Source organism: Hyphomicrobiales bacterium (assembly GCA_016710435.1).
Classification (GTDB): Bacteria; Pseudomonadota; Alphaproteobacteria; order Rhizobiales; family Aestuariivirgaceae; genus Aestuariivirga.
Genome location: JADJVV010000001.1, coordinates 1,485,486 through 1,511,913, shown reverse-complemented (window position 1 = coordinate 1,511,913; position 26,428 = coordinate 1,485,486). Strand labels below are relative to the sequence as shown.

Annotated in this window: 24 protein-coding genes; 9 read left to right on the top strand and 15 right to left on the bottom strand. The window is 61.3% G+C overall.

Features of this window, described 5'->3' with window-relative positions; genetic code table 11:
• Positions 1-2,079, top strand: coding sequence for a hypothetical protein (locus IPM06_07345; protein ID MBK8770230.1), 2,079 nt, complete (start codon positions 1-3; stop codon positions 2,077-2,079).
• Positions 2,080-2,424: 345 nt separating this feature from the next.
• Here IPM06_07345 and IPM06_07340 read toward each other — a convergent pair whose 3' ends face one another.
• The 5 genes from IPM06_07340 to speB (IPM06_07320) are packed head-to-tail and all read right to left on the bottom strand — an operon-like array spanning position 2,425 to position 7,630.
• Entirely contained in the window at positions 2,425-4,035 is a 1,611-nt protein-coding gene (locus IPM06_07340; protein ID MBK8770229.1) for a choline dehydrogenase, read from the bottom strand.
• 35 nt (positions 4,036-4,070) lie between these two features.
• Entirely contained in the window at positions 4,071-4,856 is a 786-nt protein-coding gene (locus IPM06_07335) for an ABC transporter ATP-binding protein (GenBank protein MBK8770228.1), read from the bottom strand.
• A gap of 4 nt (positions 4,857-4,860) precedes the next feature.
• Complete coding sequence (locus IPM06_07330) at positions 4,861-5,670, bottom strand: ABC transporter permease (GenBank protein MBK8770227.1); 810 nt, start codon at positions 5,668-5,670, stop codon at positions 4,861-4,863.
• Between the two features lie 4 nt (positions 5,671-5,674).
• On the bottom strand, positions 5,675-6,646 hold the full coding sequence (locus tag IPM06_07325; protein MBK8770226.1) for an ABC transporter substrate-binding protein: 972 nt from the start codon (positions 6,644-6,646) through the stop codon (positions 5,675-5,677).
• Positions 6,647-6,667: 21 nt separating this feature from the next.
• The gene (gene speB, locus IPM06_07320) at positions 6,668-7,630 is read right to left on the bottom strand and encodes an agmatinase (protein ID MBK8770225.1); all 963 of its coding nucleotides are present in this window, start codon (positions 7,628-7,630) and stop codon (positions 6,668-6,670) included.
• Between the two features lie 89 nt (positions 7,631-7,719).
• On the opposite strand from speB (IPM06_07320), the gene IPM06_07315 reads away from it, so the two are divergent.
• A complete protein-coding gene (locus IPM06_07315; GenBank protein ID MBK8770224.1) occupies positions 7,720-8,646 on the top strand; it encodes a LysR family transcriptional regulator in 927 nt (308 codons plus the stop codon).
• 9 nt (positions 8,647-8,655) lie between these two features.
• On the opposite strand, the gene speB (IPM06_07310) is transcribed toward IPM06_07315, so the two are convergent.
• The 7 genes from speB (IPM06_07310) to IPM06_07280 are packed head-to-tail and all read right to left on the bottom strand — an operon-like array spanning position 8,656 to position 14,406.
• On the bottom strand, positions 8,656-9,618 hold the full coding sequence (gene speB, locus IPM06_07310) for an agmatinase (GenBank protein ID MBK8770223.1): 963 nt from the start codon (positions 9,616-9,618) through the stop codon (positions 8,656-8,658).
• Positions 9,615-10,397, bottom strand: a complete 783-nt coding sequence (locus IPM06_07305) for a creatininase (GenBank protein ID MBK8770222.1) — start codon at positions 10,395-10,397, stop codon at positions 9,615-9,617. Before IPM06_07305 ends, speB (IPM06_07310) begins: the two co-directional genes overlap by 4 nt.
• 11 nt (positions 10,398-10,408) lie before the next feature.
• A complete protein-coding gene (locus IPM06_07300) occupies positions 10,409-11,116 on the bottom strand; it encodes an SDR family oxidoreductase (GenBank protein ID MBK8770221.1) in 708 nt (235 codons plus the stop codon).
• Positions 11,110-11,865, bottom strand: coding sequence for an SDR family oxidoreductase (locus IPM06_07295; protein MBK8770220.1), 756 nt, complete (start codon positions 11,863-11,865; stop codon positions 11,110-11,112). The genes IPM06_07300 and IPM06_07295 overlap by 7 nt, the downstream gene beginning before the upstream one ends.
• Positions 11,862-12,635, bottom strand: coding sequence for an ABC transporter ATP-binding protein (locus IPM06_07290; protein ID MBK8770219.1), 774 nt, complete (start codon positions 12,633-12,635; stop codon positions 11,862-11,864). Before IPM06_07290 ends, IPM06_07295 begins: the two co-directional genes overlap by 4 nt.
• A 4-nt stretch (positions 12,636-12,639) precedes the next feature.
• Positions 12,640-13,422, bottom strand: a complete 783-nt coding sequence (locus IPM06_07285; GenBank protein MBK8770218.1) for an ABC transporter permease — start codon at positions 13,420-13,422, stop codon at positions 12,640-12,642.
• Positions 13,423-13,443: 21 nt separating this feature from the next.
• Positions 13,444-14,406, bottom strand: coding sequence for an ABC transporter substrate-binding protein (locus tag IPM06_07280; protein ID MBK8770217.1), 963 nt, complete (start codon positions 14,404-14,406; stop codon positions 13,444-13,446).
• Between the two features lie 196 nt (positions 14,407-14,602).
• Here IPM06_07280 and IPM06_07275 point away from each other — a divergent pair, with 196 nt between their 5' ends.
• Both IPM06_07275 and IPM06_07270 read left to right on the top strand, forming a co-directional pair.
• Positions 14,603-15,502, top strand: a complete 900-nt coding sequence (locus IPM06_07275) for a LysR family transcriptional regulator (GenBank protein ID MBK8770216.1) — start codon at positions 14,603-14,605, stop codon at positions 15,500-15,502.
• A gap of 22 nt (positions 15,503-15,524) precedes the next feature.
• Positions 15,525-16,418: a polysaccharide deacetylase gene (locus IPM06_07270; GenBank protein ID MBK8770215.1), complete on the top strand. Its 894-nt coding sequence runs from the start codon at positions 15,525-15,527 to the stop codon at positions 16,416-16,418.
• Between the two features lie 5 nt (positions 16,419-16,423).
• Here IPM06_07270 and IPM06_07265 read toward each other — a convergent pair whose 3' ends face one another.
• From IPM06_07265 to IPM06_07255, 3 genes are read right to left on the bottom strand one after another with little or no spacing between them, the layout of a single operon-like run.
• Positions 16,424-17,611, bottom strand: a complete 1,188-nt coding sequence (locus tag IPM06_07265; protein ID MBK8770214.1) for an efflux RND transporter periplasmic adaptor subunit — start codon at positions 17,609-17,611, stop codon at positions 16,424-16,426.
• 1 nt (position 17,612) lies between these two features.
• Positions 17,613-19,973, bottom strand: coding sequence for an FtsX-like permease family protein (locus tag IPM06_07260; protein ID MBK8770213.1), 2,361 nt, complete (start codon positions 19,971-19,973; stop codon positions 17,613-17,615).
• Positions 19,973-20,701 (bottom strand): ABC transporter ATP-binding protein, encoded by a 729-nt coding sequence (locus IPM06_07255; GenBank protein ID MBK8770212.1) that lies wholly within the window; start codon positions 20,699-20,701, stop codon positions 19,973-19,975. The genes IPM06_07260 and IPM06_07255 overlap by 1 nt, the downstream gene beginning before the upstream one ends.
• Before the next feature lie 257 nt (positions 20,702-20,958).
• Here IPM06_07255 and IPM06_07250 point away from each other — a divergent pair, with 257 nt between their 5' ends.
• Genes IPM06_07250 through IPM06_07230 form a run of 5 tightly spaced genes read left to right on the top strand, consistent with a single transcriptional unit; the run spans position 20,959 to position 26,407 of the window.
• Entirely contained in the window at positions 20,959-22,512 is a 1,554-nt protein-coding gene (locus IPM06_07250) for an ABC transporter substrate-binding protein (GenBank protein MBK8770211.1), read from the top strand.
• Positions 22,513-22,569: 57 nt separating this feature from the next.
• Positions 22,570-23,583: an ABC transporter permease subunit gene (locus IPM06_07245; protein MBK8770210.1), complete on the top strand. Its 1,014-nt coding sequence runs from the start codon at positions 22,570-22,572 to the stop codon at positions 23,581-23,583.
• Complete coding sequence (locus tag IPM06_07240) at positions 23,573-24,472, top strand: ABC transporter permease subunit (protein MBK8770209.1); 900 nt, start codon at positions 23,573-23,575, stop codon at positions 24,470-24,472. The genes IPM06_07245 and IPM06_07240 overlap by 11 nt, the downstream gene beginning before the upstream one ends.
• Before the next feature lie 4 nt (positions 24,473-24,476).
• Positions 24,477-25,454, top strand: a complete 978-nt coding sequence (locus IPM06_07235) for an ABC transporter ATP-binding protein (GenBank protein MBK8770208.1) — start codon at positions 24,477-24,479, stop codon at positions 25,452-25,454.
• Positions 25,451-26,407: a dipeptide ABC transporter ATP-binding protein gene (locus tag IPM06_07230; GenBank protein ID MBK8770207.1), complete on the top strand. Its 957-nt coding sequence runs from the start codon at positions 25,451-25,453 to the stop codon at positions 26,405-26,407. Before IPM06_07235 ends, IPM06_07230 begins: the two co-directional genes overlap by 4 nt.
• Positions 26,408-26,428: the final 21 nt, after the last annotated feature.

The following is a 26,428-nucleotide window of genomic DNA, read 5'->3' as shown; positions in this document are numbered from 1 at the left end:
ATGAACCTCGCCACGCAGACATCACGCAATCCTCTCCACGTGTTCCTCACCAGCAAGGGAGCGGGGCGATCTGAACACCCGGTCCCGCTGATCAGTTGCGATCACGACGTCAACATCGAAGCGGGTCTCGCAGTCGTCACCAACCGCCGGGTGTTCCGGAATGCCGAAGACCAAAGCATCGAAGCCATGATCACCTTCCCCGTTCCCGTCCATGCCACGGTTTTTGAACTGCGGGCTAAGGTAGGCGAGCGATCTCTCGTCGCCAAGGCCACAAAGAAAGGGGCGGCCCGTGCGACATACGAGGATGCGATTGATCGCGGCAAGACCGCCGTCCTTCACGAAGAGGTGCTGCGCGGAATCCACATGCTGTCCGTGGCCCACATTCCGCCCGGCGCCACGATCGAGGTGACCTGCATCTGGGCCATCACCCTCACCGTCATCAAGGGGGAAGGCCACCTGTGCATTCCACTGACCGTCGGCGATGTCTATGGCCGTTCGCCGCTTGCCGACGTCGACGACCTCATCACAGGTGGAAAGAGCCAGATGGGCAAAGTGACGGTGAAGTCCCCGGACGCCTCAGTCAGACTGGTGGAAGGCACACTTTCGAACGGCCAAGCAACGGTTCCATTGAACCGCCCGATTGATCTTGTCGTGGGTGAATGGCTGCCTCGCCCGCTCACGGGGGTGACTGCAAGAGGCGACCGGATTTCCATGCGGATCCAGCCCCATTTGAAGAGTGAAGAAGGGCTGAACCTTGCCGTGCTGGTGGACCATTCCGGGTCGATGAATGAGGCTGTCCGCGCTGCTGCAGGTGCGCGCACCAAGCATGCCGAGGTGAAGGCAGCATTGTTGGCCCTTTCGAAGAGACTTGAACACAAAGACATCATCGAACTCTGGGAATTCGATCATACCTCAAAGCTGGTTGGGTCTACGACCGAAGGCAAGGGCCTGATCGATGTCATCCTCCCCCGATCTCCCGGGAAACGCCTGGAGAACCTCGTTCACCGCCTTTCTGGTCCGGCTGGTGGCACAGAAATCGGCCTGGCAATCTCCTCCACCCTTCAACAGTCTACCGTTCAGGACATTCTGGTCATTACCGATGGCAAGAGCCACGCCCTGGATGTTCAAGGCCTCGCGAGAAAGGGCAGGCGCATATCCGTGCTGCTCGTGGGCGAGGACAGCCTCGAAGCCAACATCGGCCATTTGGCTGCCTTGACCGGCGGCGAAATTCTTGTGAGCGGCGGGGCCGATCTGGTGGATTGCTTCTCGGCCGCCGTTGCCACCCAGAGAACGACAGGGCGCGATGAAAACAAATCTCAGGAGCAAGGTGAAGCCGCACGTGCTTACGGACGCGGCGGAGCAAAGATCACCTTCGATATCAGCGAACGCCGGGTGACTCCAGAGCTGTCGACCCTGGAAAGGGCGGTTGCAGCCGTGTGGGCAGGGTTCCTGTTGCCCAGGCTCAGTGACGTTGACGCCGCAGAACTGGCCGAAGCCGAGGGCTTGGTGACGCATCTCACAAGCCTGGTCCTGGTCGACGAGGCCTCGGAAAGCCAGGGTGGCCTTCCTGCTCAACGCAAGGTCCCGCTGCCGGAGCCAGCTACGTCTCGATGGCTCATGGATTCGTTCGCTGAAAAAGAAATTCCCCATCTCAATGCAGCGACCTTCTCTGATCCAGCGTATCCTAAGGACATCAACTTATCGCAATGGTCCCAACCCAGGCTGCAGCAGCAGCAACTTTTCCGCACGGAAAAGGCGTCACCGCTGCCTTCTTCATGGGAGGTCGCAGATGGGATTGATTGGTCGAGGTTGGCATCTGCGCTGGCGGCCGGGGACATCAGCGGCCTGCCGGCTGAAATTCAAACCCGCCTCCACCAGTTTGCGGAGATTGAAGAGATCAAGCTCGCTGCCCTGCAAACGGGCATGGCACCCCTGGTACTCGTGATTTCTCTCATTGCCTGCCTTGCCGGGCCGCATGCCAACCGGCAGGCAGACCGTCTTGCGCGCCTGGCCAAGAACAAGATCGACAAGGCGATGCATGCCCACCTCATCTCATTGATTGAAAGCTGCGGGAGATGATCAAAACGAAATGCGAGCGCACGACCGTTCAATTTCTTGCTGCCCCCAAGGGAAAAGCGAAGCGCGCTGCCCCTTCAAACTCCGCTGAACAGACGGTCATGGGTTACCATTCGCTTCGGAAGAAGGTTGCAGAGCCTTGAAATGAGTGTCCCCAGATCTGCACCATAGCTGGAGCTGCGTGTAGGCCAGCTTGAACCCGTCGGCACAAGGCAGAACTCGTACGCATCCGAAGCGCTTCCGAGGCGGCGATTGATGCGCTGGAGAGGTTCATGCTCACGATACCCGTGCTGCCCGTCTTTTTTGAGTCACAGTATGCCTCTGCAACTCATGGCCGGTCGCCCCTCATCAACCTGCCCTAATCATGTCCGCGGCCTTCTCTGCGATCATGATGGTTGGGGCGTTTGTGTTGGCGCCGACGAGGAGGGGCATGATGGAGGCATCGACAACGCGGATTCCTTCCAGGCCGTGGATGCGCAATCTGGAATCGACGACGGCATTGTCGTCCTGTCCCATCTTGCAGGTGCCCACGGGATGATAATGCGATGAGACAAACTTGCTCATGAAGGCATCGATATCCGCATCTGTCGTGCAAGCGGGGCCGGGGTCCAGCTCCTCGCCGCGGAATTCATCGAAGGCACTTTGGGCATGCAATTCGCGCGCGAGGCGGAAGGCGTAGCGGTTGAGGGCCTTGTCTCCCTTGGTTGAAAGATAGTTGTGCACGATCCGTGGCGCGTCGAGCGGGTTCGATGACCTGAGGCCCACCGATCCCCGTGACTCCGGGCGCAGCCCACACCAATGAATGTTGTAGCCGTGAAACTCCGGCAGATAGGTTGCCGAGCCATTCGGATTCATGGCGTTGGGCACGAGGTAATACTGGATGTCGGGACGCTCGAGCGCGGCATCGCTGCGCAGAAACGCCATGGCATTCATCGGGAACACCGACAAGGGGCCTCGCCCCGCCAACGCATATTGTGCGGCGGCAACAGCCAGCTTCAGCGGGTTGCGCATGTTGTAGTAGGTGACAGGCTTGAGGCAGCGGTGCTGAACGTAGGAACCAATATGATCCTGCAGGTTCTTGCCAACGCCGGGCAAGGCGTGGCGGAGGGCAATGTGGTGCGTGGCAAGCTCAGCGGGATCGCCGATGCCCGACAGCATGAGAAGATGCGGTGACTGATAGGCGCCCGCAGACAGGATGAGTTCGCGATTACAACGGATGGTGAGACGTTCGCCTTGCCGGTCGACCTCCGCGCCGATTGCGCGCTTGCCGTCGAACAGGAGTTTCAGGGCACGCGATTTCGTCCAGATGGTGAGGTTCTTGCGTTTCCGCGTGGGCCACAGATAGGCCCGCGACGCTGAACAGCGCATGGGAAATTTATGGGTGTGGGTGTACTGGGTGTAGACAAACCCTTCCTGCTCAGCCCCGTTGTAGTCAGGGTTGAAGGGGTAGCCCGCACTGCGGCCGGCCTCAATGAACGCCTTGAACAGGCCGTTGTTGTAGCGCCCGAAGGTGGTGCGCAGGGGGCCGTTGCCGCCTCTGAGTTCGCTTGCGCCGCCCTTCCAGTTTTCGGCCTTCCTGAAGTGGGGCAGCACCGTCTCCCAATCCCAGCCTTCATTGCCGAGTTGGCGCCACTCATCGTAGTCGCGATGATGGCCACGGCAATAGACCTGTCCGTTGATGGAGGAACTGCCGCCCAGCACACGGCCCCGCGGCAGGGGAACCTGGTAGCCACCAAGCTGGGCTTCGGGTTCGGATTTGAATTGCCAGTCGGCGCTGCTGCCCACCATGAAGATCTCGCCGGTCGGCATGTGGATCATCGGGTTCCAGTCGCGTGGTCCGACCTCGATCAGCAACACCTTGTTCTCCGGCACCTCGCTGAGCCGCGCGGCCATTACGCTCCCGGCTGATCCGCCACCGACGACGATATAGTCAAATTGAGAGTCTGATCCGGGAGACATGATCCACCTGATTGTTTGAAGAGAGTGTTTGAGGGTCAGGCTGCTGACGCTAGCGCCTTGTGTACTTCTGCATGAAGGTTGTGCTGGATCCTTCGCTTGAGGTCGATGAATGCCGGCTCGGTTGAAAGTTCGTAACTGCGCGGGTGGGGGAAATCGACGGAGATGGTGTCGATGATGCGCCCCGGCCGGGCGGACATCACGTAAACCTTCTCGCCGAGGTAGAGCGCCTCGTCGATATCGTGGGTGACGAAGAGGATTGTCTTGTGTTCCTTCTCCCAGATGCCCAGCAGCAACTGCTGCATGACAACGCGGGTCTGGCTGTCGAGCGCGCCAAAAGGTTCATCCATCAGAATGACCTCCGGGTCATTGGCAAGCGAACGTGCAATCGCGACGCGCTGCTTCATGCCACCCGACAACTGATTGGGATAGGCCGTCTCGAAGTTGGAGAGGCCCACGGCATTGACGTAGTGCCGCGCCCTCTCCGTTGCTTCCTTCGCGGGTTTGCCTTGCAGCGAGAGTCCGAACTCGACGTTCTTGATCACCGTGAGCCAGGGAAAGAGCGAATAGTTCTGGAAGACCATGCCGCGCTCCTTGGCGGGGCCATGGATGGTCTGGCCGTCCAGCTTGCACTTGCCGCCCGTCGGCTCACGCAAGCCTGCGATGATGTCGAGCAGGCTGGATTTGCCGCAACCCGACGGCCCGACGATGACCGCGAACTGCTTGTCCGGAATGCTCATCGACAGGTTGTTGAGGGCAATGACCGGTGATGCGCCGCGTGCATTGAAATGGAGGGAGAGATTTTCGACTGTTACGGTTCCCATGACATCACCTCGCGCGGGCCCAGGGCAGAAGCGCATGCTTCAGCCGTTTGAACAGTTCATCGGTGACAAGCCCCAGGAAGCCGATGGCCAGAATGGCGACGAAAATGACGTCGGCATGAAGCCCCCGCATCGCCTGCATGCTCATGTATCCAAGGCCCGAACTGGAGGCCACGAGTTCCGCCACGACCAGATAGGTCCACGCCCAACCCATGGTGACACGCAGTGTGTCGATGATGCCGGGAAGTGTCGCGGGGAGAAGCACGCGCATCACGATCTGCTTCTTGCTCGCGCCAAGCGTATATGCCGCATTGAACAGTTCGTTGGGAACCTGCCCCGAGACATCCGCGAACATCACAAGCTGCTGGAAGAATGTACCGATGAAGATGACGGCGATCTTCTCCTCGATGCCGATGCCGATCCACAGGATGAGCAGCGGGATCATGGATGTGACGGGCAGGTAGCGCGTGAAATTGACCACGGGCTCAAGCGCTGCCTGCACCACGCGGTAGCTTCCCATCATGATGCCCAAGGGTACGGCGATGATGGAGGACAGGAAGAACCCCAGGTTGATAACGACGAGACTTGCCCAAGCATTGCGCACCAATGAGCCATCTTGCAGCGAACGCCAGAAGGCGGCGGCAACCTGGTGCGGCGGCGGGCAGAAGGTTGTGTCCACAAGCCCGCCGTAGGTGATCACGCACCACAGCAGCAGAATGGTGGCGGTCACAATCGTGCTTACACCGAGCCCCAGCGACCGCGAGATTTCGCGGCGTGGTGTGGCAAGCCTTGTGAACAGGCTGTGGCCGCCCGTCATGGCACTAGCCTCCGACATAGTCATAGCTGATGATGTCGGACGGCTTCACATCCACCTGGATGCGGCCGAAGGACTTCCACACATCAAGTGCCGTGCCCAGGGTCTTGGTGATCTGCCCCGGCGCATCCGTTGTGCCGAAGAAGGCGACGTTCTTGTCCTTGTCGAGATACTCGATGCCGGTCAGCGTTTCGGCAAAGACCTTGGGATCACTCAGCCAGCCGCCCACGCCGGCGGCCATGATGGCATTTGCTTCATCCGGATTGGCCTTGGCAAATTCCAGCGCCTTGTACCAGGCGCGCACGAAGCCCTTCACATCGGCAGACTTGTCCTTGAGCGTGGCATCCGTTGCGGCAACCACGTCGGTGATGAGGCCCGGCTTGTCGGCACTCGACAGCAGGAGGTGGCCATGTTCCGACTTTGCGCCCTGGCTGAGGGCAGGTTCCCATGTCACTGCGGCATCCACCTGCTTTGCGGCAAAAGCCACACCTGCATCTGTTGCCGCCATGTTGACCGGCTCGATGTCGGCCTGGCTCATGCCTGCGTCCTTGAGCAGCGCGTTCAGGAAGAACTGCGAGACGGAGCCTTCCTCGAAGGCCACCTTCTTGCCCTTGAGATCTTCGATCTTGGCAATGTCCTTGTTGGCGGCAATGCCATCACCGCCCTTGGAATTGTCAACGGCGAGCACGTAGTGAACGCCGATGCCGGGCTTCATGTAGACCGGGAATTCGTCGACCGTGGAGGCCACGAGATCAAGCTGGCCCGCCATGAGTGCGCCCATCTTGATGGGCGTGTCTTCCATGATGACGAGTTCGACATCGACGCCCTCTTCCTTGAAGAAGCCCTTGTCGCGGGCGATGTAGAAGGGGCCATAGCCCACCCAGGTGGAATGCCCGAGCTTCAGGCTGCCCGCTTCGGCGATGGAGGCCATCGCCATCAGGGACGCTGCCATCACACTGAATTTCAGATAGTTCTTCATGGTTGTTCCTCCTTGGTGTTCTTATTTCTGATCGCGTTGATGCATGATGCGGCCGATGAAGTTGAGCAGCACCTGGGCCGCAAGAATGGCGGTCGTTCCGGTGTGGTCATAATCCGGGGCAACCTCCACGAGGTCGACACCCACCACGGGGCCCCGTTTCACAAGGCCCGCCAGCAGTTCAAGGATTTCGTAGTAGAGGAAGCCGCCGTGGCTGGGCGTGCCCGTGCCGGGAGCAATCGACGGATCAAAGCCGTCAATATCGATCGTCACATAGTAGCGCTTGCCCGCGGGAATGCGGGCCAGCACCTGTTCGACGCCGAGTTTGCGGAACTGGCGGACGGAGAGGATGTCCGAACCCATGCGGCGCGCATCCTCATAACCCTCGCGCGCGGTTGACGAGACATTGCGAATGCCAACCTGCGTCATGCCTTCGACGTATGATTTCTCGGCTGCACGGCGCAGCGGGTTGCCGTGCCCGAAGCGCACGCCGTGGCGCTCGTCGACGAAGTCGAGGTGGGCATCCACCTGCACGATGTGAATGGGCTCCTCATTGCTGAAGGCATTGATGCAGGGAATGTTGATCGAGTGATCGCCACCGAGGACAATGGGCAGGGCCTTGGCTGCCAGGATCTTGCGCACGCCGAGTTCAATGTTGGCGTGGCTCTTCAGCGTGTCGGTGTGAACGATGTCGGCATCGCCAATATCAACCATGCGCACCTTGTCGGCGGGAAGATAGGTCACATCGTCTTCATGGTCATAGGCACCGGCATGACCGAAGGAGAAAAGTGTGGAGGCTTCGCGGATGGCACGTGGCCCGAAGCGGGCGCCGGAGCGCCATTGCGTGCCGAAGTCGTAGGGCGCACCCATGACGGCGACATCCGCATCAATCTGCTCCCAGTCGAGGCAGAGTGGGGATTTGCCGAATGTCGATATGCCGACGAATGGCAGGTTCAGGCGGCCAGACTGGTATCCGTGAGCGCTCATCGCAATCCTCCTGAAGAAGGGAGGCTATGGTGCGGGATACCCGTGAAAAATATCTTTGTTTCGTGCGACACTATGATATTCTTCAGCGTATGGGGTCGAAATCCTGGCAATTCAACTTCTCTCCCACCGACTTGCGCCTCCTTCGTGTGTTTCAGGCGGTGGTCCGGCATGAGGGCTTTGCGGCGGCGCAGGATGCACTTGGCCTGTCGCCCGGGACCATCAGCAATCACATCACGCATCTCGAAGCCCGCTTCGGAGTCAGGCTCTGCGAGCGAGGCCGCAAGGGTTTCTCGCTGACGCCGGATGGCGTGCGCATTCACGAAGCAGCCGAGAACCTGCTGCGCTCGGTTGAACATTTCTCGGGCACCATCGGCTCAGTGCGGGGTGAGCTTACGGGCACCGTCCACCTCGGCACGGTCGATGCCATGTATACGAACGGCGAAGCCTCTCTCGACAAGGCCATCGCACGCTTCAACACGCTGGCGCCCAAGGTGGTGCTGCATGTGGAGATCGCCTCGCCGCAGGATCTGATGCAGCGGCTGCTCGATGGCCGGCACTCCCTCATCATCACGCCGATCGAAGCCATCCATCCCTCGATTCTGGCGCAGCCTCTGTTCGAGGAGGAGCAGCGGCTCTATTGCGGCCAAGGTCATCCGCTGTTTGACACGCAGGACACGATCACGCTCGAAACCGCAAGCCGCTATTCCTATGCCGGGCGAACCTACATGCAATCGGGCAATCATTTGCGCGACCAGAGTTTTGATTGGGGTGCCATGACCTCGCACATGGAAGCACTCGCCATCCTCATCAAGTCTGGCCGCTTCCTCGGTTTCCTGCCGGAGCATTTCGCCCGCTCGTTCGTGGAGCGGGGCGAGATGAAGAACCTGTTGCCACCGGATGCGACCTATTTTGACCGCTTCTACCTTGCCTGCCGGAAGGATGAGCGCAACCGCGCAGCACTCGCCCTTTCAGCGTGTCTCGTGGAGGCCCTGTCCGCCTCCGTCAGCAAGAAGTGACGTGACACCTCAGGCCTTGCGGGCCTTTCCCACCATGTCTGCCATCACGCAAAGCAGCTCGAACATCATGGTGGCGCCCGCCAGGGCTGTCATGCCGCCCACATCAAAGGGTGGTGCGACTTCCACAACATCGGCCCCCACGATATTCACGCCCTTGAGCAGACGCACCATCTCCTGCGCCTCGCGGGTGGTAAAGCCGCCAATCTCCGGTGTGCCCGTACCCGGCGCCATGGAGGGGTCGATGCTGTCGATATCGAAAGTCACATAGGTTGGCTCGTTGCCGACAATGGATCGCGCCTCTTCCATCACAGATGAGGCGCCGCGCTTCACGAACTCTTCCATGTAGATGATGCGAATGCCCTGGGCGCGGGCCCAGCCGTGCTCGTCCGGATCATAGACCGAGCCCCGGATGCCGATCTGCACGACGCGCCTGGGGTCAAGCAGCCCCTCCTCGATGGCACGGCGGAACGGCGTACCGTGGGTATAAGGGTTGTCACCGAAATAGGTGTCGTTGGTATCGGAATGCGCATCAAAATGGATCATCCCCAGCGGGGCCTTGCCGCGAAGTGCGCGCAGCACCGGCAGCGTGGTCAAATGATCGCCACCGACCGAAAGCGGCAATGCGCCAGCGGCAATGATCCGGCCCATGCCATTTTCAATGCGCTCAAGCCCATTCAGCAGATTGATGGGATTGACCGACAGGTCGCCAACATCGGCGATGTTGGCCATGTCAAACGGCACAACGCCGGAGACGTGGTGCGCCCGCCGCATCAGGCTGGACTGGCTTCGCACCTCGCGGGGACCATGCCGGGCGCCGGCCCTGTTGGTCGTGCCGCCATCCCAGGGAATGCCGATCAACGCGATGTCGAGGCCCTCGGCTGATGTGACGGCGGGCAGGCGCATGAATGTGGGGTGTCCCGCAAAGCGCGGAACCTCGGCGGCATCCACAGGCTGATTGAAGTGGTTGTTCATGAGAGTTTTCCGAAGAATTCACGGTTGACGATCTGGACGATGCCCTCCTCACAATCGCGGAGGAGCCATTCACCCTTTTCAGCTGACGCGCCTGCCGTCAGCGACAGCACCCCGGATCGGGGCACCTCATCCGGCTGTTTGGGATAGCGGTCATATGGCAGGAAGGCGGCCGGGCCATCATTCAGCGCCTCACCGAGGTTCACCAGTTCGGGCCGGAGTGCCAGCATCATCGATGTTTCGAGCACACTCGCATGCTCCAGTTCAATTCCGGGGTAACCATCGGGAAAGACGCGATCCAGTGTCTCCTTGCGGATCATGTCCCAATGATCGATGCGGAGAATGGTGAGGCCCTTGGACTCCTCACGGCCGATCACATCAAGGGCCAGTTCAATGCCCTCAATCGTGGGCCAGAGGTTCTCATAGTGTCCGTTCACAGTGACGATGCGCCGGACATTCTGGCGATAGAGATCGCAGATCACATCACGCACAATGAGAGAGAAGGTATGGGCGGTGATGTTCAAGGTCCCCGGAAAGGCACGGCCTCCTCCGGTTTTCGGTTGCGAACGATTGCCATAGGCTATGGCCGGCAGGACAAGTCCTCCGACGCGGGCGGCGGCCCGTGCGGCAATCGCAGTTGGCAGAACGACATCGACATTGAGAGCCATATGCCGCCCATGCTGCTCGGTTGCGCCGAGCGGCAGGAAGACCGGCGCTCCATCCTTCACCCGGCGTTCTGCAACGGGCCAGGGGAGTTCGGCGTAAAAGACGGATTGGTTCATGACTTTTCAGCTCACGCCATGGCGGCGCCGCCATTGGCGCCGAGGCATTGTCCGGTGAAGAAGGTTGCCGTGGGACCGGCAAGAAACACGACTGCCGCAGCCACTTCCTCGGGCTTGCCGATGCGGCCCATCGGGTTTGCGGTTTCGAGGGCCTTCTGTTCGGCGTTCATGGCCGCATAACCGAGGAGCGGTGTGTCCGTGGGACCGGGCGCCACGGCGTTCACCAGAATGCGCGGTGAAAGCTCCCGCGCCCATGACCGCGTGAGGCCGAGGACAGCCGCTTTCGTGGCGCAATAGACCGAGGCTCCTTGCCTGCCGAGATAGGCAAGCTCGGAAGCGATGTTGATGATGCGGCCTCCTTCCGGCAGATGCGGCAGGGCCTCACGCGCAACGAGGAGGAAGCCCCGCACATTGACCGCGAGCATGCGATCAATATGGGCCACGGTAACGTCCGCGAGTGGCACTTCCTGCAGGATGCCGGCGTTGTTGACGAGAATATCAATGCCTCCCAACTGCTCCGCGGCCTTGCGCACGGCACTGATCACCTGCTCTTCGCGCGTGACATCGCACGCCAGGATCGGAAAGCCCTTGTCGCCGGATTCCAGATCCAGGCCCACAACATCTGCACCGGCGTCACGGAGCGCCACCGCGCAGGCGTGGCCAATTCCGCTTGCCGCACCCGTGACGATCGCACGCTTGCCGGTCAGTGGTTTCACCATGGTACTTCTCCGCGATCGATGCCCAGGGATTGGCCGGTCACATTCGCCGCAAGGTCGGAGGCAAGGAACAGATAAGCCCCCGCCACATCCGGCGGCTCCATCAAACCCGGCAGCGCTTGCGCGCCGACGATGCGCTCAAGCAGTAGATCTTCCGGCAGCCCCTCTTCGGCTGACATGCGTTTCAATGAGCGCATGGAGGCCTCGGTGCGCACCCAACCGGGGCAGACGGCATTGACCCGGATGCCGCGCGGGCCAAGTTCCTTGGCCCAGGTCTTGGTCAGGCCCATCACAGCATGCTTTGACGCCACATATGCCCCGAAGCGCCCTTCGGCAACGCGGCCCCAAATCGACGCCGTGTTGATGATCGACGCGCCGGACTTCATCACCTGCAACGCCCGTGATGTGACGAGTGACGTGCCGATCACGTTGATTTCGATGATGCGGCGAAATGTGTTGCTGTTCTCATCGCCATCGTCGGTGACCGGCGTCAGCAACTCAAGCCCGGCATTGTTGATGAGGACATCGATGTGTTGAAGCCCCTTCAATGCGGTGGCAACCTGTGACTTGTCTGCAATATCGGCCACACACGCCGTTGCTCCCAGCTCGCCCGCGCGCTGGTGAACAGCATCATCGTTGGCGATGAGATGCAGCGCGGCACCCGCCTTGGCAAAGGCCTGCGCAATGCCCAGGCCGATGCCGCGGCTCGACCCGGTGATCACCACGGACTTTCCCTTGATGGACTGGATCACAGGTCCCGCTCCGTCTCGTTTCTGATCTTATGCAGGATGTCGTTGCGCAGATTGAAAAAGGCCTGCGTCTCCCGTGATTCCAGGGTCCGTTCATTGCCCAGCACGGCTGTCACGTCGATGTCGTGGAGGACACGGGCGGGCCGCGCCGAGAACAGAATGATGCGGTCCGCCAGGAAGACCGCTTCCTCGACATCGTGCGTCACGAAGATGATCGTCTTGGCCTCTTCGGCCTGGATCTGGCGCAACTCGACCTGCAGGCGTTCGCGGGTCAATGCGTCCAGTGCGCCAAAGGGTTCATCCATGAGAAGCACATCGGGCCCTGCCGCAAGGCTGCGCGCGATTGCAACGCGCTGGCGCATGCCGCCGGAAATGCGGTTCGGGTAGGACTTCGCAAATTCCTCCAGCCTGATGAGGCGGAGATAGTGTTGCACGCGTTCCGCCTTCTGGCTGGCCGTCAGATCGCGGCGATAGTGCATGCCAAAGGCAATGTTGCCCTCCACCGTGAGCCACGGAAACGAGGAATAGGATTGGAAAACCATGCCGCGGCGCCGGTCTGGCCCCGATACGGTCTCGCCATCCAGGGTAATCGTCCCGGTCGTCGGCAGGTCGAGCCCACCCACCATTCTCATCAATGTGGTTTTGCCGCAGCCGGAGGGTCCGAGGAAAACGACCAGCGAGTTGCGGGCAATGGACATCGTCGTCGTTGAGACAACGGCTGTCTCGGCGAAACGCTTGGTGATGCCCTGGAGGGTGAGATAAGGAGAGGTCATGGCGTCAAAGATACTTGAACATGCGCCGGTGCAGCATGCGCAGCAGCTGGTCCGTCACAATACCGATGATGCCGATCACCACCACACCCGCCATGACTTCCGGCGTTTTCACATAGCGGCGTGCTGACCAGATCACAAAACCCAATCCGGAGTCGGCCGCGACGATTTCGGCCAGGACGAGATAGGTCCAGCACCAGCCCAGCGTGATGCGGAGATTGTCCACCAGAGTCGGGCCCATGGCGCGCAGCGCCACATCCTTCAGCACGGAATGCGGCTTGGCACCGAGCGTGAAGGCAACTTCGACGTATTCGTGCGGCACGCGGCGCATGTCATCGGCGACCAGCAATACCAGCTGGAAGAATGTACCGAGCCAGAGCAGAAAGATCTTCGTTGTCTCGCCGACGCCAAACCAGATGATCGACAGCGGTACCAGTGCCGGAACGGGGAGATAGCGGATGAAATCGATCGTCGGTTCCAGTGAGGCCCCTACAATACGATAGCTGCTCATCAGGATGCCAATCGGGATGGCCATGGCCGCAGCGATCGCAAAGGCCAGCAACACGCGCGACGTGGACACCATGGCATGCCAGAGAAGCGATTGGCTCACCGTCATGGTCCACATGGCCTTGAGCACGGCGCTGGGTGAAGGCAGGAACTGGGGCGCGACCAGCCCCGCGCGTGCAATCAGCTCCCAGAACAAGAGAAGCGCTGCTGCAACAAGGCTGCCGAGAAGAAGATCTGCCGTGCCAGAACTTCTTCCCCTGAATCTGAGCAGGTCGGCCCACATCTCTACAGCATGCTCCCGCGCTTAGGGTGCCACGGTGTTGATGACCGAATTGTCGATCTGCTGGTTTGAATCCAGCTTGTTGTCAGCCGCACCATTGTCGAGGTTCAACTGCATCACTTCATCGAAAATATCATGAAGTTTCCCGCGCTCCCCGGCCTTGCCCAGATAGCCCTGCGCATCGGCCAGCGGCGTATAGGCCAGGCTGGTGGCGAGTGTGTCCTTCACATCGGCCACGGTCAGGCCGAAGTGGGGTGCCGCGAGTTCGGCAAATTTATCGGGCTCGGCCTTGCTGTAGTCGACAGCCTTGTAGATACACTTCAGGAAGCTCGCGTATTTCTTCGGGTTGGCGGCAAGATCGTCTTTCCGCGCGGTAATCACATCGATGATGATGCCACGGTAATCCTTGGACGACAGGAGCACCTTGGCGCCCGCCCGCGTCGAACTTTTCACGGCTTGTGTCATGAACGGTTCATAGGTTGCGACGGCCGCGATCGAACTGTCCGCGAACACGGCGCCGGTATCGGCGGTCGCAATGTCCTTGATCTGGAGATCGGACAGTTTGAGACCCTGCTTCTTCAATTCGAGCTGGAGCAGGAGGCGGGCCGGGATGTTGGGTTCGGCGGCGACAGTCTTGCCCTTGAGATCGGCAACCGACTTGATCGCGTCATCGGCGATGACGCCATCACCGCCCACGGACTCGTCAATGGTTCCAATGATGACACCCGGAGTATCGGGGTCACGCGGGCGGCCCTGATGCTCACCGACCGTCCGCATATCCACTTCGATGTCGCCACGGGTGTAAGCGGCAAGAACGTTGGTGCGGTCATCCTCGAATTTGTAGTCGACCTCGAGGCCTTCGTCCTTGAAGCAGCCGAGGTCATTGGCGACATGGACCGGCGCGAAGCCGAGCCAGGTAGGAGCCAGCATGCGGATCGTCTCCGCCGATTGGGCCGGAGCCACACATCCGGCGGCGGCCAACACCATGGCGGTGCCGCCGAACAGGTTGCGGCGCAACAACGGCATGAGCTTCGCATTCTTGTTGAATGTCATGGACGTTTCCCTTCACGTGATGTTTATTTTTCCCGAACAGTGATACTTTTCTACATCGACTTCCATCTCCATTTTTGGATTGATACATTGAAATTCGTCAATGTATCAGAACGGGTGAAAACTCCCAACCATGCGCCGTCTCGACAATATCGACCTTCGCTTGCTCCGGGTCTTCGTCGTGCTGGCGGATGCCGGCGGCTTCTCGGAAGCCCAGATCACACTCAACCTTTCACAGTCGACCCTCAGCACGCACCTTGCAGAACTGGAAAAGCGCGTCGGCGCAAAGCTCTGCCTGCGCGGCCGTCATAAATTCCGCCTCACCGATGTCGGTCAGGCCACCTATGATGCGGCGCGCAAGCTCTTTGCCGATATTGACGACTTCCAGGCCCGCATCTCATCGGTGAGCGGCGGTGTGACGGGCAGGCTGAAGATCGGGGCATCCGAAGGGACATTCACGAGTTCTCAGCTTGGCCTGCAGAAGATCATCGCCCGGTTGATGAAGCCCGATTTCGATATCTTTGTTGACGTGTTTCTGGGAACTCCGTCGGAACTGGAACAGCGCCTGTCAGACGGCGACCGGGATATCATCCTTGGTCCGCTCACCCAGAAAATTGCCGGCATGGTCTATCAGCCCTACTACAATGAGCCCCACTATCTGTACTGCGGCAAGGGGCATCCCCTGTTTGCGCGCCGTGACAGCACGATCACGCAAGACGTCATTGACGCAACGCGCTTCTCCGTGAGGGCCTACCGGCAATTTGACGACCTCTACCGGGTGGGGCATCCCCGTGCAGCGGCCTCGATCATGCAGATGGAGGCTCAGCTGATGATGATCCTCTCTGGCGAGTTCATCGGTTTTCTTCCAGATCACTATGCCGACAAATGGGTGAAGGACGGCATGCTGCGGTCCATCAGGCCGCGCACATATACATTCAAGTCGCTGCACAATATTGCGTATCGTGAAAGTGACGCAGAGAGACCGGTGATCAAGGCGTTTCGGCAATGCCTGCCGAAACTGGTGCTGCAATGACAACAAGTGGAGATGTCAGACCATGATTAGGAACCCCGTACCCTGGCCGAACGGTGCAAAGGTCGCCTGTGCCATCACGTTCGACATGGATGCCGACAGCCTGGTGCATCTCGAACACCCGAAGGATTCCTTCCGCCGCGTGTCCACCATATCGATGCTGAAGTACGGTCCTGAAGTGGGCGTGCCCCGGATTCTTGAGGCGTACCGGCGCTATGGATTGAAGCAGACATTCTTCGTGCCGGCCTGGTGCATCGAGCACTATCCCGCTGCCGTCGAAGCCATGGTGAGGGACGGTCATGAAGTCGCCTTCCATGGCTATATCCACGAGGCACCCAATTCATTGTCGCGAAAAGACGAACAGTATTGGATGCAGCGGTCCATTGAAACGATCGTGAAGCACACGGGACAGCGGCCCCGCGGAAACCGCTCGCCGCTCTATAACTTCTCGGACAACACGGCGGACCTGCTCATCGAAGAGGGCTTTCTCTATGACTCGTCGCTGATGGGCGATGATGTTCCCTACATTCTTCAGACGGCAAATGGTGAGCTGGTCGAACTGCCAGCGAATTGGGCGACGGATGATTGGCCGCCCTATGTTCACTCCATCGATCTGAACTATGTCATGCAGATCATGGCGCCGGAGAGGGCCATGGAAGGTTTCCTCGCCGAGTTTGAAGCGATGCGCAGTGCCGGCGGCGGCCTGTGGATCGGTATCTGGCACCCGTTCGTCAGCGGCCGGCTGTCGCGGTGGCTCCGCGTCGAAAAGATGATCGAATACATGCTGGGGACCGGCGATGTCTGGTTTGCAACGATGGAAGAAATTGCGCTTCACATCAACCGCTGCCGGAAGGACGGGACCTATGTGCCGCGCGTGGATCATCTGCCCTACTACAAGGGCGAAGTCTCAGCGCGCTGACTCTATCAGCGCTGGTCCGCAGCGATAGGCTTGATGGCGGAGCCGTCTTCGATTTCATCGGAGGGGTGCAGGACGACAACATCGCCTGCCGCAAGGCCCGAGAGCACTTCCGCGTAAGCATCATTGCGCCGCCCAAGCGACACCTCCTGATGTTTCGCCTTGCCGTTGTCGTCGCGATACACGGCCCATGTATCTCCCTGGCGGAACAGGGCGGCAACCGGGACAGCCAGGACGTTCTTGCCCTGCCATACCGTGATGCTGATGACGACGCGGAATCCGTCACCGAGGCCTTGCGGAGATTGGGGTTCGGCCAGATCGAGGATCACGGGAACGCGCTGCTCCTCGATTCCCAAGGCAGACGTTTTTGTGATGGCAGAGGGCTCGATGCGGCGCACCGTGGCCCTGAGCGGAGGGCCGCCCCAATTTTCAACCTGCGCCTCCGCCCCCGGCCTGATTTCGGTGACATCGCGGGAGAGAAGATCTGCGGTGATTTCCACATCAGACGGATTGCCGATGGTGAGGAGCGGTGTTCCCGCCTGAACGACCTGCTCGCTCTCGGCCAGCACGCGGAGGATCCGACCGTCAACGGGTGACTTGATGTCGGTGCAGCATGTGTCGTCACTCGCCGCCGTTTCGATGAGGGCGGCTTCCGCCTTTTCCAACTCGCGCTCACGGACGCTGAGCGAGGCTTTCACGCTGTCAAGATTGGCCGCGCTTGTGTCAACGGCAAGCCGTGCCTTGTCGCGGGCGCTTTCTGAAATCGTGCCCTGCTTCGCCAGCCGTTCGGCGCGGGACAGTTCGGTGCGAAGATATGCCAGTTGGGCTTCCGCCTGCTTCACGTCCGCCGCCGCAAGGTCAACGCCGGCCCGGGCCGATGCGGCAGTGGCCTCGGCGGCCCGGCGCAGACGCACATCCAGCAAGCCCGGCGCAACGGGGCGGATGGAGACAACCGCTTCACCCGCGCGCACGTCATCACCAGCGTGGCGGCCGATGCGCAGCGTCTGCCCGGCGATGGGCGACGACACGGTATAGACTTCGCGGATGCGGGCCTTGCCCTCTTCCTCCACGGTGACGGCGATGTCGTGGCTGGCGATCACCGCCGTCTCGACCTCCAGCGGCCGCGGCCACAGCGCCCAGGCAAATGCCGCACCGGTGAGCAAGACGATCAGTATGGTGGCGATCCGGCGAAGCATGTCATTCCCTCGTCTTCAAGACTTCTATCATGTCCAGCCTGTCGACGCGCCTCCGGACGATGAGACCCGATATGGCTGTTGCGGCGAATACGATCAGGCTTGCCCAGGCGTAGACATTGCGGTTGACCACAAGCGGTACCCGGTAAAGCTCGGTTCTGAAGCCTTCTGTCATGACATAGGCAAAGACATAGCCGAGGCCCCAGCCCAAGGGCTGTGCCAAGAGGACGACGATTGCCAATTCACCCAGGAGGAGGGCCGAGATCTCCGCCTTGGTGAAGCCCAGGACGCGCAGGCTGGCCATCTCGCGCCCCTGTTCCGAGAGGGAGATGCGCGCGAAATTGTAAACGACGCCAAAGGCAATGATCGCGGCCAGCGTGGCATAGACGCTGATCATGATGTTGACATTCTGCGCCAGCGTTTCCCGGAATTTCTGCAGGGCGATGTATTGCAGCGAAATGAAACTTGCCGCCGGCGTGGCCTTCAGTGTCGAGAACAGCTCATCGTGCTTGCTGGCATCCAGCGCCAGATAGGTGCCGCTGATGACCGGGCCTTCTTCCAAAAGCCTGTTCATGGCCTCGATGTCCATGTAGGCCGTGAGGCCGATGAAGCCGGTGACGATGGCCGAGACCGGGACCAGATGGGTTTTCCGGCGGCCTTCGAGGACCGACACAGTCACCATGTCGCCGGTGCGAAGCCGGAGCAGGTGGGCAAGGCTGTCTGAAATGACGACACCGCGCTCCGGCAGCGTGACGGGACGAAGATCGCCATCCAGCACGCGCGCGAGCCCTGCACCGTGTTCGCGGCCCACCAGCGAGACACGCCGCTCCACTGCACCATTGCTGAATTTGACGGCAACGGCGCGGAAGGGTTCCGCCCGCATGACGCCGGGGAGCCGCCGCACATCGTACAGGGCGGATTGCGGGCGAACCTCCGTGAAGGTGATCGCGGCATCCTGCCGGTCGCTCCGCCGGAAGGTAATATCGATCATGTGGTCGATGGAGCCGAAGGACCACAGCGAGCCCACGAGGATCGCAACGGAGAGAGCAACACCCAGAATGCTGGTCGTCGTACGGAAGGGCCAATGGGTGAGGTGCCGCGTGACCATCACGGTCGATTGGCGGAAGTGCAGGTGAAGGCGGGGCATGAAGGAAAGCAGCTTGCGGTAGTGCTGGGGTGCGGGAGGGGCCATTGCCACTGCGGGTGAAAGCCAGGCGACCTCGCGAACCGCGTTCACCGCGCCGAACAATGCTGCCGCATAGGTGGCTCCGGCCGCAATGCCGTAGACGGCGGGATCGCGCGTGAAGACCAGAAACGGGAAGCTGAAGAACCGGGCATAGAGTTTGGCCAAACCGACACCGAGCCACACCCCGGCACCAAGGCCGATCACGATGCCGCCCAGTGCAATCACCGTCACGAAGCCGCCATAGTGGCGCACGACCGCGAAGGAGGAATACCCCATGGCCTTGAGCAGGCCGATCTGTTCGCGTTCGAGCGAGATGAGACGCGAGAGCGTCATGTTCACAAGGAAAGCCGATACGAGGAGGAAGATGGGCGGCAGGATGCGGCTCATGGCCTGAAGCTGTTGCAGCTCGGCATCAAGGAAGGCGTGCGATTGCTGGTCCTTTCGCGGGTAGGCGCCCTGGCCGCCATAACGGTCCAGAAGCCTGTCGATGGAGGCGATCACGGTTTCGGGGTTCACCCCCCGCACAAGGCTCACCGCAAGCGCGTTGAACGCACCGTCGAGATTGTAGGCAGGGGCCAGAACCGTGTCGGGCAGCCACAGGATGCCGAAGCGCCGTTCGTCGGGCATCAGGGCTCCTGGACCGAGCGTGTAGATGAATTCGGGCGAAAGCGCCGTTCCGACAATGCGAATGCCCCGCTGACGGCCATTGATCAGTACACGGATCACACCGCCCTCGGCAAGACCATGGGCCTTGGCAAAGCCAACACTTGCAACGGCCTCGTCCGTCTGCGGTTCGGGCAAGCGGCCGCTTCTGAGGTAGACGCGGTTCAGCACCTGGCGGCCGGTTTCGGGCAGCGAGACAAGCAACACGGATGCAGGCTCAGACATGTCCGGAAGATCCGCGAGGGCAACCTTCTCGACCCGCGTTTCAACTGCCGCGACGCCATTGATCGCCTCAATGTCGCGCTTCAGCAACAGCGGGGCCCGCGTGAGGCTGGCAAAGGCGTCGGCAAAATGATTGGATTCATAATAGTGCTCCCGCGTCGCCGAGAGGGATTGATATGCGCCAACGCCCAGAACCAGTGTGGCAACGCCTGCCGCCATGACGAGCGCGATGGCCAGAGCCTGCGGCCACAGGCGGCGGAGATCGCGCAGCATCTTCCTGTCCAACGCGCGGATCACCAGCTCACCTCCGAAGGTTGCTTGCGGCTGGCGTTCTTTAGTTCCCTGGCGATTGTGCCATTGGCAAAATGCACCACACGATCGGCAATCTCGGCGATGGCGGCATTGTGGGTGATCACCAGCGTCGTTGCGCCAGTCTGGGCATTGGCACGCGTCAACGCTTCCAGCACCCGGATCCCGGTCCTTGAATCGAGCGCGCCTGTCGGCTCGTCACAGAGCAGCACGTCGGGCTGCTTTGCGATGGCCCGGGCGATGGCCACGCGCTGCTGCTCGCCGCCCGAAAGCTGGGCCGGAAAATGATCCATCCGGTCTTCCAGCCCGACCAGCGCAAGTGCCGCCTCCGGCTTCATCGGCCTGCTGGCGATCTCTGTCACAAGCCGGACGTTCTCAAGCGCGGTCAGGCTGGGCACCAGATTGTAGAACTGGAAAATGAAGCCAACGTGATCCCGCCGGTAACGGGTGAGTGCGCCCTCGCTTGCCCCGGTCAGGTCATGGTCGCGGAAGCGGGCCTCGCCCGATGTCGCCCGGTCGAGGCCGCCGATGATATTGAGGAAGGTGGATTTGCCGGAGCCTGAGGGACCGAGGATGACAATGAACTCGCCCGCCTTCGCCGCAAAGTCCACGCCGCGCAAGGCATGCACTTCAACCTCCCCGGTCCGGTAGGCCTTGCACAGGCCACTGACGCGAAAGACAGGAGCAGAGCCGCTATCCATGCTCGGGAGCATAGCGGCAAGGCTATCAGCCGCTTTGACAAGCGTCAAAGTTGATAGGTTCACCCCCGCTGCCGGCCGGGTCTCTGAAACGCTGCCCGAACGGCCAATGCGGGCGCTCCCGGCCGGGTTTCCCGCAGTGCACAGGCGTCAACTTTCCAATTGGTCAAAAAACTGCTTAGGTCGCTCCCAATCCGGTTTCACGGATTGTATCAGGGAGATAAAACATGACATCACGAAACCTCCTCCGGATTGCCCTGCTGGCATCTTCGATGCTGGCCGCGGCAGCGGCGGCCAATGCCAAGTCGCTGGTCTATTGTTCGGAAGGTTCGCCGGAAAACTTCAGCCCGTCGATGAACACGACGGGTACGTCGCTCGATGCGGCGCGTCCGGTCTACAACAAGCTCGTCCAGTTTGCCCCCGGCACCACGGAGCCCAAGCCCGCGCTTGCTGAATCCTACGACATCACCGACGGCGGCAAGACCATCACCTTCCACCTTCGCAAGGGCGTGAAGTTCCACTCCGGCGTCAACGGCTTCACGCCGAGCCGCGACCTCAATGCCGATGACGTGATCTGGTCGTTCGAGCGCATGTGGAAGGCCGAGCACCCCTATGCAAAGGTCTCGGGCGGCGCCTATGACTACTTCAACGACATGGGCATGCCGGACCTGCTCGACTCCATCACCAAGTCCGATGACCTCACGGTGGTGATGAAGCTCAAGGAGCCGAACGCTCCGATCATCGCCAACCTCGCCATGGACTTCGCCACCATCCACTCGGCCGAATACGCCAAGTTCCTGATGGACAAGGGCACGCCGGAACAGTTCGACCAAATTCCGGTTGGAACAGGCTCGTTCTCCTTCGTCGACTACCAGAAGGACGCCGTCATCCGCTACAAGGCCTTCGAGGGCTGGGCGGGCAAGCCCAAGGTCGATGACCTGATCTTCGCGATCACGCCCGACCCGACGGCCCGCTACGCCAAGCTCAAGGCCAATGAATGCCAGATCATGATCGCGCCGAACCCGGCCGATCTTGAAGCCATGGGCAAGGACGCCGACGTCAACCTCATGCAGCAGGCCGGCCTCAACATCGGCTACCTCTCCATGAACACGACGAAGCCGCCCTTCGACAAGCTGGAAGTGCGCCAGGCGCTGGCCATGGCCATCGACCGCGATTCCATCCTGAAGGAAGTCTACCAGGGCGCTGGCCAGAAGGCGAAGAACCCGATCCCGCCGACGATGTGGTCTTATGACGACTCGACGGTGGACTTCGAGTACAATCCCGAAAAGGCCAAGGAAATGCTGGCAGCCGCCGGCGTGAAGGACCTGCAGACGGACCTGTGGTGGATGCCGGTGCAGCGCCCCTACAACCCCAATGCCAAGCGCATGGCGGAAATGATGCAGGCGGACCTCGCGAAGGTCGGCATCACGGCCACGCTCGTGTCCTACGAGTGGGGTGAATACCGCAAGCGCCTGCAGGCCGGTGAACACCAGCTCGGCCTTCTCGGCTGGACGGGCGACAACGGCGATCCGGACAACTTCTTCTTCCTTGCCGGTTGCGACAAGGACGGGAAGCCCGCTGCCCAGAACCTTGGCAAGCTCTGCGATGCCAAGTTCAACGAAGACATGATGAAGGCACGCTCGATCACCGATACGGCCGAGCGCACCAAGATCTACCAGGAAATGCAGAAGATCCATCATGACCAGGTCATGTGGCTCAACATTGCACATTCCACCGTGTTCGAACCGGCGCGCAAGTCGGTCTCGGGTTACAAGATCAGCCCGTTCGGAGCCCATGAGTTCCAGGACGTGGACGTGGCTGAATAAACACTCTAAGGCTGGGGCGGACCTTCGGGTCCGCCCCTTTTTTCTTGATCCGGCCTCATGTTCCGCTTCCTTCTCAAGCGCCTCGCGCTCACCATTCCCACCTTCCTGGCGCTGATGTTCATCACCTTCGTGATGATCCGTCTGGTGCCCGGTGATCCCGTGGAAGCCCGCCGCGGCGAACGTGGCATCTCGCCCGAGCGCCACGCCCAGCTCCTGCACGAGATGGGCCTCGACCAGCCGGTATGGAAACAGTTCGTGGATTACGCCGGCAATATCGCCCAAGGCGATTTCGGCACCTCGATCATTTCCAAGACGCCGGTGCTGCACGAATTCCTGACACTCTTTCCGGCGACGCTGGAGCTCACGCTCTGCGCCATGCTGTTTGCCTCGCTGATCGGCATTCCGGCAGGCGTCTTTGCGGCGGCCCGACGAGGCGGTGTCTATGACCAGACGCTGATGGGCGTTGCCCTCACCGGCTATTCCATGCCGATTTTCTGGTGGGGCCTCATCCTCATTCTCGTGATGTCGAACACGCTCGGCCTCACGCCCGTGTCGGGCCGCGTCGATCTCATCAAGTTCTATTACCAGCCGGTCACGGGCTTTGCCCTCATCGATTCCCTGCTCTCGGGCCAGAAGGGCGCCTTCTGGGATGCGGTGCGCCATCTCATTCTGCCCTCGATCGTTCTCGGCACCGTGCCGCTTGCCGTCATCGCGCGCATGACCCGTTCGGCGATGCTGGAAGTGCTGGAAGAAGACTACGTGCGCACCGCCCGCGCCAAGGGCCTGTCAATGCGGCGCGTGATCGGGCTTCATGCGCTGCGCAATGCGCTGATCCCGGTCATCACCTCGATTGGCCTGCAGGTCGGCACGCTGCTCGCCGGCGCCGTGCTCACGGAAACGATCTTCTCGTGGCCGGGGGTGGGCAAGTGGCTGATTGAATCCATCGGGCGGCGCGATTATCCCGCGCTCCAGGGCGGCATCATGCTGATTGCGGCCTGCGTCATCATCGTCAACCTCGGCGTGGACATGCTCTACGGCCTCATCAATCCGCGGATCCGCCATGGCAAGTGAAACACTCATCGCCCCGGCGCGGAAACCACCGGGGGCGCTGCGCGCCTTCTGGTCGGCCTTCTCGGAGAACCGCGGTGCGGTGATCGGCCTGACGGTCGTCTGTTTCGTCGTTCTGCTGGCGCTCTTCGCGCCGCTGCTGGCGCCCTACAATCCCGTCGAACAGTTCAAGGGCTCCACCAAGCTGCCGCCGTTCTGGTCGGAGGGCCATGACCCGCGCTTCTGGCTCGGCACCGATGCGGTGGGCCGCGACATGCTCTCGCGCCTGATGTTCGGGGCGCGCATCTCGCTCTTCATCGGCCTCTCGGTGATGATGGTGTCCATGGCCGTGGGGGTCGCCCTGGGGCTTGCTGCCGCATGGTTCGGCGGCCTTGTCGATGTCGTCATCATCCGCATCATGGACCTGATCATGGCGATCCCGTCGCTGGTGCTTGCCATCCTCATCATCGCCATCATCGGGCCTTCCCTCACCAACACGATCATCGCCGTCACCATCGTCTACCTGCCACGCTATGTGCGCCTGGTGCGCGCCTCGGCGCTGGCGGAACTGACCAAGGACTACGTGACGGCGGCGAAAGTTGCAGGTGTCCGGCCCTTCCGACTGATGACGGCAACAGTTCTGCCCAACTGCCTGGCACCGCTCATCGTGCAGGCGGCGCTGGGCGTCTCGGATGCAATCCTTGAGGCGGCGGGCCTCGGCTTCCTCGGGCTTGGCGCGCAACCGCCAACGCCGGAATGGGGCGCCATGCTGGCCGATACGCGCGACCTCATGCTGTCACACCCCTGGGTCATGGCGCTTCCGGGCTTGTGCATTCTCATCACCGTCATGGCCATCAACCTGATGGGCGACGGGCTCCGCGATGCCCTCGACCCGCGCCTGAGGAAGAGCTGACGCCATGGCGCTTCTCGACATCCAGAATCTCGTCGTCGAATTCCGCACCTCCTCCGGGTGGTTCCGCGCCGTCGACGGTGTGACGCTCTCCGTCGAACAGGGGCAGATCCACGCGATCGTGGGCGAATCCGGCTCAGGCAAGTCGGTGGCCATGCTCGCCGTCATGGGCCTGCTGCCCAAGACCGCGCGGGTGACGGCCGACCGCATCACCTTCGACGGCCGCGACTTCCTCACCATCAGCGGCGAAGAGCGCCGCAAGATCATCGGCAAGGACATGACGATGATCTTCCAGGAGCCGATGACGAGCCTCAATCCGTGCTTCACGGTGGGCTTCCAGCTGGGCGAGGCGCTGCAGACCCATCTCGGCATGGACAAGGCGCAACGCCGCGCCCGCAGCATCGCGTTGCTGGATGCCGTCGGTATCCCCGCGCCGGAATCGCGCCTCAATGCCTACCCGCACCAGTTCTCCGGCGGCATGGCGCAGCGCGTGATGATCGCCATGGCGCTGGCCTGCAAACCCAAGCTCATCATCGCCGATGAACCGACCACGGCACTCGACGTCACCATCCAGGCGCAGATCCTCGACCTGCTCACCAGCTTGCAGAAGGAAACGGGCACGGCCCTCATCCTCATCACCCATTCCATGGGCGTTGTTGCCGAAACCGCCGAGAAGGTGAGCGTGCATTACGCCGGACAGAAGGTGGAAGAACAGCCGGTGAAAGCGCTCTTCGCCCGGCCGCGCCATCCCTACACGGCGGCGTTGCTCGCATCGCTGCCGGAACGCGCCACGGGCCGCAGGCTTCCCTCGATTGCCGGCATGGTGCCGGGCCAGTTCGACCGTCCTCCGGGCTGCCTCTTCGCGCCGCGCTGCTCGCTGGCGCAACCCGTGTGCCAGACGCCGCCGCCACTCAAAGACGGCGTGCTGTGCTATTTCCCGCTCAACATCAACACCACGGCGAAGGTGCCGGGAGGTGCGGCATGAGCATCGTTCTCGAAGCCCGCGATCTCCGCCGCCACTATTCCGTCAGCAAGGGCTTGTTCGCGGACCCCGCCACGCTGAAGGCGCTGGACGGTGCGAGCTTCTCGCTGGCACGCGGCAAGACACTGGCCGTGGTCGGTGAATCGGGCTGCGGCAAGTCCACGCTTGCCCGCATCCTGACCATGATCGAGGAGCCCACATCCGGTTCCTTCCGCGTCGGCGACACCGAAGTGGTGGGGGCCACCGTGGCGGCCCGCAAGGCGCTCCGGCCCAAGGTGCAGATCGTCTTCCAGAACCCCTATGGTTCGCTCAACCTGCGCCAGAAGATCGGTCATGCACTGGAGGAGCCGCTGCTGGTGAACGGCCGCTTCAGCGGAGCCGAGCGCACCGCCAAGGCGCGCGAGATGATGGCCCTTGTGGGCCTTCGCCCCGAGCACTACGACCGCTATCCGCACATGTTCTCCGGCGGCCAGCGCCAGCGCATCGCCATTGCCCGCGCCCTCATGCTGGAGCCCGACATCCTCGTCCTTGACGAACCTGTCTCGGCGCTGGATCTGTCGATCCAGGCGCAGGTGTTGAACCTCCTCGCCGACCTGCAGGAGCGGTTGCAACTGGCCTATGTCTTCATCAGCCACGATCTCTCCGTGGTGCGCCACATCGCCGACGACGTGATGGTGATGTACCTGGGCAAGGTGGTTGAACAGGGTCCGCGCGACCAGATCTTCAAGAATCCCAAGCATCCCTATACGCGCGCCCTGCTCTCGGCGACGCCTGTTGCGGACCCCGGGCGCAAGAAGGAACGCATTGTCCTCAAGGGCGAACTGCCCTCGCCGCTCAATCCGCCCTCGGGTTGTCCCTTCCGCACGCGCTGTCCGCTGGTGCAGGACATCTGCGCGAAGAAGATGCCGCCGCTTGAACAGAAGGGCGGGCAGCTCGTGGCCTGCCACATGGTCTGACGGCATTCCCGTGAGGAAGCT